Here is a 6,136-nt window from a genome sequence, read left to right as displayed (position 1 = left end):
GGCCCTGCTTTCATGCGCCCGCGCGGCCAAGATCACCCGACCAGGGAACCTGTTCGATCAGAGCCGTCCTCATGATCGATAGGAATACGGCTTCTAAGCTGCCACCATCCGGCCGACAAAGGGACACAAGCCGTGGCTCAGCGGACAACCGAAGACCAGCCCAAAGCCCTGCCGCCCGCCCTCGAATCCATGACCCTGCTGGTCGCCGCCGTCATCGTCCACGACAAGGCCACCAACCGAGTCGTCCTCCTCCAGCGCAGCCAGAACGCCAAGTTCGCCCAGGGCATGTGGGACCTCCCCGTCGGCAAGAGCGAACCCGGCGAACCCATCACAGAGACGGCAGTGCGGGAGCTCTACGAAGAGACCGGTCTAGCCGTGAAGCCGGAAGCCCTGAAGGTCGCCCACATCATCCACGGCGCCTGGGGCGTGGAGGCCCCCAACGGCTTCCTCACCGTCGTCTTCACCACCCACGAATGGACCGGCGAACCCGAAAACCGCGAACCACGCAAACACTCCCAGGTCTGCTGGGTCGATGCCGCCGCCATCCCCGCGGAGTTCGTGGACACCACCGCCAGCGCCCTCCACCGCTACCTCGCCGGCGGTCCGGAAGTCTCCCTCGACGGCTGGCAGTAGGAACGCCGAGGCCCTCATGGGCTGCGGGTGTGAAGTTCCTCCTCCACTTTTATGCGACCTTACGGAGCGACTTTGTAGCGGTCGCTTCAGGTTCAGAGGCGGAGAGCCCCCCGCACCAACTCGGCAGCGTCGAGTTGCAAGGCGTCGGCAATCTTGAGGGTAACGCCCTACCAGGACACCTCGACAAGATCCTGTTACGAGCTTTGGGGTCGCTTCTATGGACGGAGTTTCTCCGTGGCCGTGTCAGGGGATTGACGCGCGTCGTTGGTGGCGGCGGATCCCTCACCGCGTAGTGGGCCAGGGTCCCTGTCACGGCTGGAGACTCGCCGAGGCCCAGGACGCCGGACTGTGGGCCACTGCTCAGCCCCAGAGCGATTGGCCTCATCCAGGGAATCGCTGCCCAGCGTGCGGTAGGCCCGCATGACGCCGGCGACGAACTCGGGTGACAGATCCGCATGGACCACGAGGGCCGCGAGTAGGTGAGAGCGGTTGACGTTCTCGCCAGCGGCGAGTCCTGCTGCGACCAGTTGGTCAAGGCGCTCGTTGACGGCATCTGGCCATGCGATGAGGGTATTGCGGCGTTCTGCGCGCCACAGCAGTTCCATCCTGCGCCCTCTCTGGCAGCTCATCTAGATTGAATATATATTGTTCCCATGGTCACCACGTTGCAAGCCCGACCACAGATCCACCAGGCGGAAGACTGCGATCCGCCTGCCACCGTGCGGATCTCCGGGCGCGTGCTGAAGCCCACGCCGGTGTTCGACACTTATTGGCGGTTCGCGGCTGCACGGCACCAGGTGTATCTGGCGCGCCTGGGAGAGGTCGCGGCGTCGGCAGTACCGGACCCCGTGCTCGTCCAGCACAGGTTCACCAATTGCTTCCGGGCCGCTGATCGGGTCAGCCAGTACCTGATCAGCCATGTGTCATATCGCGGCGACCAAACGTGGCAAGAAGTGTTCTTCCGCACGTTGTTGTTCAAGGTCTTCAACAAGGTTCAGACCTGGCAGTTGCTCGAAGAGCACCTGGGTGAGATCACCTGGCAGGGCTACGACTACGGGGCCGTGGACCAGGTGCTGTCACGGGCGTTCGCGTCGGGTACACGTCTGTATTCCGCCGCCTACATCACGCCGCCGCCGCATCTGGGGGAGCAGCGCAAGCATCGCAATCACCTGCGCCTGGTCGAAATGTTGATGGAACAGGGGGCCCCCGAGCAGGTGCAAGAGACTGCCTCGATGCGCGAGGCATACCAGGTGCTGTTGGGCTTTCCGGCGCTCGGCCCGTTCCTTGCATACCAGTATCTGATCGACCTCAACTACGCGGCCGGGCTGTCGTTCTCCGAGATGGACTTCGTCGTCCCCGGGCCGGGTGCCCGCGATGGCATCCGGAAGTGCTTCGGCGCCAACGCGAGCGGCATCGAGGCCGAGGTGATCCGCTACATGGCGGACAACCAGGAGGAGCACTTCGCTCGCCTCGGCCTCACCTTCAGGGGACTGCGCGGGCGCCCCTTGCAGCTGATTGACTGTCAGAACCTGTTCTGCGAGGTCGACAAGTACGCGCGTGTGGTCCACCCGGACATCGCGGGCATCAGTGGCCGCAGCCGCATCAAGCAGCTGTACCGTCCCGACAGCGCCCCTCTGACCGCCTGGTTCCCGCCCAAGTGGGGCATCAACCCGTAAGCTTTTTCAGGTCGGTTGACGGATGCCCGTGCCGTTCAGGCGGCCAGCCGGGCCTGGCCTCGCAGTACCGGCCGCAGGGCCGTGATGTCGCCCTCGATCTGGGCGTGCCCGGCGATTACCGTCAGCGCGCCGGGGCGCACCTCGGCGTGCTCTGCCAGGTAGGCCAGAAGCCGCCCCAGACCCAGGTAGTTACCGTAGGCGCGGGCCACCATGTAGTGGCTGCGGTAGAGGGCCACGGCGTGCAGGACCCGGTTGCGGTCCAGCTGGAACGAGCAGTGGCTCAGACACGGAAAGCCGCGCAACCCGTTGTCCTTGCCGGCGGCGTGTACCGGCGTGGCCCAGGTGGCTGTGTCCGTGTCGGTATCGTGGGCGCCACCTGTGAGGTCGGGAGCGGCCGGGTCGTCGGGATGAGCGATGTCCATCTCGTACGCCGCAGTCATCGGTCCCCTGCCCGCAGCCTGGCGGCGTATCCGATCAATGAGCGCGGTCAGCTGGTCCACAGGACCATGCTCCGCTGGGTAGGCCACGATGCGTCCGAAGTAGGTGCCGGTCGCATTTCCACGGTCGATGCGGCACAGCCTCGGATACATAGCCCGGTACCGGCGCACCAACTCTTCCGGGGTGCGGGAGACGGCCGCGAGTTCGGCGGGGAAGAGTGTGTTGGCCACCGTTTCGATCAGCGCATAGCCCCGCTCCTTGCGCATTTGGTCGAACTCGGCTCGCACCTGCGGATCTTCCGCCGCAGCGTTGCCGATGCGAACCAAGGTGTGCAGGGCGTCTCGCTTCGGATTGCCGGGTACGTCGAGTTTCCGGCATGCCTCTTTCCAGGCAAGCGAAGTGTTGGCCTTGTCAACGATAAAGAGCGACATCTCCGTGCTCCTGACGTTAGAGGTGTACCAGTGGGGCTGCGCGAGGGAGAACGACTAGAAGAGGAGGCATGGATCAGGCGGGCCACAGGCTCTGAACCCCGACGCGTGGGGCCTGGCGCTCCAGGGTGAAGGCCAGCAGTGCGGCGGCCCCGGGGATGGACACGGTGGCCGAGGCGGTTCCGATGAACGCATCGGTGACCTCAGCAGATCCTGAGGTGGAGGCATCGCCCAGGGAGAGCTGACCAGGCGCCTCTTCGGGGACTTGCAGTGCCGGCGGCAGCGACTCGAATTTCGCCCCGGTGTTGCCGAGGATCACGAGGTCGCTGGCATCGACCCGCACGGTGGAGCCGTGTGCACTGGTGGTGATCAGGTGAACGTGAGCCTTCCCGGGGACCGGGCAGCCCGCAAGGTCCGCCTTGATGGAGGCGGGCTTGACCCGCAGCCATTCGGTCTTCTGCGCCCGGGACAGCAGCCGCAGCCGATGCAGGTGGTTCACTGTTCCGGCGTACGACGTGCCCAGGATGCGGGCGATCCGATAGGCGTGCTCCGGGACCAGCGGACGGCGCACCCCGATCTGAGCCAGCGCGGTCTGAACGGCAGGCAGGGGCATGAGGAACCAGGCCGCGAACGCCTCCGCCACCTTTTCCTCGTCCGGCCAGGACCCATCCCCCCACGTGCGGGCACGGTCCAGCTCCTCGTCCAGCGCCGTGCCGTGCCCGGCCCGGTGGTGCCCCAACTCATGTGCTGCGGTGTGCCGTTGGGCCACGATGTCCAGGGTGGCGTTGAGCAGCACGGCGGGCCCGTTGTCCCGAGGAGCGGCGTACACCCCGAACAGCCGTGGCATGGGCCGTGCCATCCCGACGACGTCGGCGCGCTGAAGGGCGCCGTACACGTCCACGTACCCGTTGCGGTCGATGGCCAGGTCGGTGTGCTTTTACCGCCTCCATCGCGGCGACCTTGTGGGCCACGTCCCAGTTCACTCCCCGCGCTCCTGCTCCTGCTCCTGCTCGCCAGCCCGCCGGAACTTCAAGAACTCGGCGAAGCTGAGCACCTCCTCCCAGTCGCCGTCGGTCAAGCCGACGAGGGCGCGCGGCAGCCCGGCCAGCGCGTGCTCCCCCAGGTCTGCCTCCTCCTCCTTAGCAAGGAAGTAGGACACCGGCCGCATGTACAGGCGCGCGAGCTTCTTCAGCTCAAGGCTGTCTACCCGGCGTGAGCCGCGCTCGATGTCACTGACCGCCGATCGGGGGATGCCGGTCATGTCGGAGACGTGCTGCTGCGACATGCCCAGGTAGTCGCGGGTGTTGCGAAGGCGCTCTCCAAGCAGTTCGAGCTCAGGATCGCGGCCGCGGAGTGCAGCAGGTTCGGGGGTCATGACTTACGCCTCTCGTTGATCACGTTCAAGATGGTGGTGGCGAAGGTGCGCACCGACCGGGTGGAGCGAGCCGCCTCCTCGTCTGCGGGGACGCTGATGCCGTAGCGCTCCTCAATGCGGGTCAGGATCTCGACGATGAGGATGGAGTCGACGGGCAGCTCCTCGCCGGCCTCCTCCAGTTCCATCCGCAGCTCATCGGGTTCTCGGTCCTGTAGTTCGGCCAGGAACTCCACGACCACGGTGACGATGTCCTCCAGGGACGGCTCGATCGGGTGCAGGAGACTCTCCCGTCTGTCTGATTTTCCAGCATCGCTGCTCTACTATACGACACGGGGTCGAGATTCCCGACCCGCGTGCTGGATTTTCCGACAGGAGGAAGTTGTGGACCTCAACCGCTACCAGCAAGCCGCCATCAAGACCCTCCAAGAGCCCGCGCCAGGGACTGACCCCGTCGTGGTGCCCCTGCTCGGCCTCACCGGCGAGGTCGGCTCCCTCGCCACCGCCTACAAGAAGCGCCTACGTGACGGGCCGGGCCTCGCCTCAGGGAAGCAGCACCTGCGCGAAGAACTTGGCGACGTCCTGTGGTACGTCGCCGCTCTCGCCCACCGCTTCGGCCTCGACCTCGAAGATGTCGCCGCCGCCAACCTCGTCAAGATCAGCGACCGGTGGCGCACCACCCCTGCTGCCGATCGCATCACCTTCGACGCCCACTTCCCCGAGGCCGAGCGGCTCCCACGGCAGGCCACCCTCACCTTCACCCTCCAGCAGCGCGACCGCGACGGGCGTGCTATCGCCGTCCTGACCCACGACGGCGTCCCCTGCGGAGACCCGCTGACCGACGCATCACACATCGACGACGACTACCGATTCCACGACATCTTCCATCTCGCCCACGCCACCGTCCTGGGCTGGTCACCCGTCTCCCGCTTCCTGCTGCGCTGCAAGCGCAAGAGCGACCCCAAGACCGACGAGGCCGAGGACGGCGGCCGTGCCATCGCCATCGAGGAGGGCATCTCGGCCCTCGTCTTCTCCTACGCGGCCCGCCATGGGTTCTTCGAGAACGTCCGCCACATCGACCACGAACTCATCAAGACCATCGCCTCCATGACTTCCCACCTTGAAGTCAGCGTCCTGCGCTCCGCCGACTGGGAGCAGGCGATCATGACGGGATACGACGCCTGGCGGAAGCTCCGTGCCCAAGGTGGTGGAACCGTACACCTGGATCTCGACGAGCAGACCCTGACGGTCGAGTCGTAGCACAAGGCGCCACTGGATCCCAGGGCGAAGACCTACCGCTACCCCACAGGGAACGATCACTCGATTCACGAGAAGTGATCTTCAAGGCACTGAGTCGCGCCTTATCCGACCCACTCGTCACCGACTCGATTGCCCCCCCGTTACCGTTTTCGCGGCTCCGCAATGGAGCCTCCGGCCTTCGGGCCCGGCATGACTTCCCCCTCCTGTCGTTGATGATCCGGGGGGTGGTGTCACCGGGCTCAGGCCATGAGCGTTGTCCCGGTCAGGGTCAGCACCGGCTTCCAGAAGGAGCCGAATCGTCCCGCCTTCGCCGCGCGAACAGAACACCG

Annotated in this window: 7 protein-coding genes; 3 read left to right on the top strand and 4 right to left on the bottom strand. The window is 65.8% G+C overall.

All coding sequences use genetic code 11. The annotated features are described in order from the left end of the window. The first annotated feature begins 132 nt into the window (after positions 1-132). Complete coding sequence (locus ACIRPX_RS45730; RefSeq protein WP_404206104.1) at positions 133-633, top strand: NUDIX domain-containing protein; 501 nt, start codon at positions 133-135, stop codon at positions 631-633. A 653-nt stretch (positions 634-1,286) separates the two neighbouring features. Continuing rightward, positions 1,287-2,309, top strand: coding sequence for a nucleotide kinase domain-containing protein (locus ACIRPX_RS45725; RefSeq protein WP_404206103.1), 1,023 nt, complete (start codon positions 1,287-1,289; stop codon positions 2,307-2,309). 35 nt (positions 2,310-2,344) lie between these two features. On the opposite strand, the gene ACIRPX_RS45720 is transcribed toward ACIRPX_RS45725, so the two are convergent. The 4 genes from ACIRPX_RS45720 to ACIRPX_RS45705 all read right to left on the bottom strand — a co-directional run bounded on the left by ACIRPX_RS45720 (position 2,345) and on the right by ACIRPX_RS45705 (position 4,789). After that, positions 2,345-3,178, bottom strand: coding sequence for a hypothetical protein (locus ACIRPX_RS45720; RefSeq protein WP_404206102.1), 834 nt, complete (start codon positions 3,176-3,178; stop codon positions 2,345-2,347). A gap of 73 nt (positions 3,179-3,251) precedes the next feature. Continuing rightward, positions 3,252-3,971, bottom strand: a complete 720-nt coding sequence (locus ACIRPX_RS45715) for an ImmA/IrrE family metallo-endopeptidase (protein WP_404206101.1) — start codon at positions 3,969-3,971, stop codon at positions 3,252-3,254. Between the two features lie 183 nt (positions 3,972-4,154). Next, entirely contained in the window at positions 4,155-4,550 is a 396-nt protein-coding gene (locus ACIRPX_RS45710) for a helix-turn-helix domain-containing protein (protein ID WP_404206100.1), read from the bottom strand. Beyond that, positions 4,547-4,789, bottom strand: a complete 243-nt coding sequence (locus tag ACIRPX_RS45705; RefSeq protein WP_246201613.1) for an acyl carrier protein — start codon at positions 4,787-4,789, stop codon at positions 4,547-4,549. The genes ACIRPX_RS45710 and ACIRPX_RS45705 overlap by 4 nt, the downstream gene beginning before the upstream one ends. A 142-nt stretch (positions 4,790-4,931) precedes the next feature. Between ACIRPX_RS45705 and ACIRPX_RS45700 the strand changes: the two genes are divergently transcribed. Beyond that, a complete protein-coding gene (locus ACIRPX_RS45700; protein WP_404206099.1) occupies positions 4,932-5,807 on the top strand; it encodes a nucleoside triphosphate pyrophosphohydrolase family protein in 876 nt (291 codons plus the stop codon). Positions 5,808-6,136: the final 329 nt, after the last annotated feature.

Source organism: Streptomyces sp. NPDC101225, assembly GCF_044767585.1.
Taxonomy (GTDB): Bacteria; Actinomycetota; Actinomycetes; order Streptomycetales; family Streptomycetaceae; genus Streptomyces.
This window is presented reverse-complemented; position numbering and strand designations above follow the sequence as displayed.